At 63.6% G+C, this 2,075-nt stretch carries 3 protein-coding genes; all 3 read left to right on the top strand.

What is annotated here, in order from left to right:
* Position 1 precedes the first annotated feature (1 nt).
* Positions 2-364, top strand: a complete 363-nt coding sequence (locus VN419_RS07180) for a response regulator (RefSeq protein WP_325645948.1) — start codon at positions 2-4, stop codon at positions 362-364.
* 7 nt (positions 365-371) lie between these two features.
* The gene (locus VN419_RS07175; protein ID WP_325645946.1) at positions 372-1,148 is read left to right on the top strand and encodes a fumarylacetoacetate hydrolase family protein; all 777 of its coding nucleotides are present in this window, start codon (positions 372-374) and stop codon (positions 1,146-1,148) included.
* Between the two features lie 232 nt (positions 1,149-1,380).
* Positions 1,381-2,075: 30S ribosomal protein S2 (gene rpsB / locus VN419_RS07170; protein WP_325645944.1), on the top strand; the 695-nt coding region annotated here is incomplete at its 3' end.

Here is a 2,075-nt window from a genome sequence, read left to right as displayed (position 1 = left end):
GGTGGATGACGAGGAACGCTTCCGCAACACGCTGGGCAAGCTCCTGACCGCCCACGGCATGACCGTCACCGTTGCCGATGGCGGTCAGAACGCCTTGGACATCCTGCGCAAGGAACCCCACGACATCGTGCTGCTGGACGTGAAGATGCCCGGCATGAGCGGCCAGGAGACCCTGCCGAAGATCAAGAAGATCGATCCGGACATCGAGGTCATCATCCTCACCGGCCACGCCTCGGTGGATATCGCCGCCGAGATGATGGCCCACGGCGGCTCGGACTATCTGCTCAAGCCCTATCCCATGGACGAGCTCCTGGGCATCATCCACATCGCGTACGACCGCCGCAAGACGGCCAAGGGCGCGTAGGCCCTCCATGCGCATCATCCGGGTACGCTACCAGGACCGTTCCTTCTACGCCGCCATCGTCAGCCCGGACAGCGTGCGCTGCCTGAACCTTGAGGAAAACCTCACCGAGGACATCCCCCTGGCCGAGGTGGAGCTTTTGCCCCTGGTGCGGCCCACAAAGGTCGTGTGCGTGGGGCTCAACTACCACGAGCACGCCCGCGAGCTGGGCCTGACCCCGCCGGACGAGCCCATCCTTTTCCTCAAGCCGCCAAGCTCGGTCATCGGCCCGGGCGACGCCATCGTCATGCCCGCCTGCTCCGAGCGCGTGGACTACGAGGCGGAACTGGCCATCGTCATCGGCAAGACCGCGCGCTTCGTGCGCGAGGAGGATGCCCCGGCCCACGTGTTCGGCTACACCTGCGCAAACGACGTCACCGCCCGCGACCTGCAGAAGAAAGACGGCCAGTGGACGCGCGCCAAGAGCTTCGACACCTTCTGCCCCATAGGCCCGTGGATAGAGACCCAGGTGCCCGACGAGCGCGCCCTGGGCATCCGCGCCGTGGTCAACGGCAAGCTGCGCCAGGAAGGCAATACGGCGGACATGATCTTCGCCCCGGCCAAGCTCGTCAGCTTCATCTCCCGCGTTATGACGCTTCTGCCCGGCGACGTGATCCTGACCGGCACCCCGCCGGGCATCGGTCCCCTGCAAGAGGGGGACGAGGTCAGTGTGGAGATAGACAACGTGGGCTTCCTGCTCAATCCCGTCATCAGCGAGGGCCCGGCCGACCCCAGCGCCGTGCAGTAGCGCACCCGTTTTTTGCGTTTGGGCTTTACTCCCGGAATGACAGGCAATCTTTTCTCACAGCCAGAAACGGGCCGCTCAAGTCGGTACAGCCGTGCTTTTTTCCTTGCCAAGCGCGGGCGTCCGACGTAAAAACACCCGTTTCACAAATCACACGCCCCGGCTTTTCACTGGGTGCCCCGGATGTTCCGGGGACGGCCAAACGCCAGGGCGGAGGAAAAACCCAGGAGGAATTATGGCTTACGTTACCATGAAGCAGATGCTGGAAACCGGCGTCCATTTCGGTCACCAGACCCGCCGCTGGAACCCCAAAATGCGCACCTACATCTTCGGCGCGCGCAACGGCATCCACATCATCGACCTGCAGCAGACCGTGAAGCTGTTCCAGAAGGCCCACGACTTCATCGTGGAGACCGTGGCCAAGGGCGGCAAGGTGCTCTTCATCGGCACCAAGCGCCAGGCCCAGGAGGCCATCAAGGCCGAAGTGGAGCGCTGCGGCATGCATTGCGTCACCCAGCGTTGGATGGGCGGCACGCTCACCAACTTCCAGACCATCAAGAAGAGCATCGACCGCCTGAAGAGCCTTGAGGCCATGTTCGCCGACGGCACCATCAACAAGTTCCCCAAGAAGGAAGTTGTGCAGCTGGCGCGCGAGGTCGAGAAGCTGAACGACGCCCTGGGCGGCATCAAGGACATGAACGACGCCCCCAAGGTCGCCTTCATCATCGACCCCAACCGCGAGCACATCGCGGTGAAGGAATGCCGCAAGCTGGGCATCCCGGTCGTGGCCGTGGTCGACTCCAACTGCGACCCGGACCTCATCGACTACGTCATTCCGGGCAACGATGACGCCATCCGCGCCATCAAGCTCTTCGCCACCCACATCGCCGACGCCTGCATCGAGGGCGCCGCGGTGATGAAGGAAAACGC

The organism is Humidesulfovibrio sp., assembly GCF_035560995.1.
Classification (GTDB): Bacteria; Desulfobacterota; Desulfovibrionia; order Desulfovibrionales; family Desulfovibrionaceae; genus Humidesulfovibrio.
Note: the sequence above shows the minus strand (reverse complement) of the source record. Positions and strands in the feature narration are given on the sequence as shown.

Bases quoted from the DNA above. Each gene is read 5' to 3' on its own strand.
- VN419_RS07175 (WP_325645946.1), top strand. From the start codon at position 372: ATGCGCATCATCCGGGTACGCTACCAGGACCGTTCCTTCTACGCCGCC.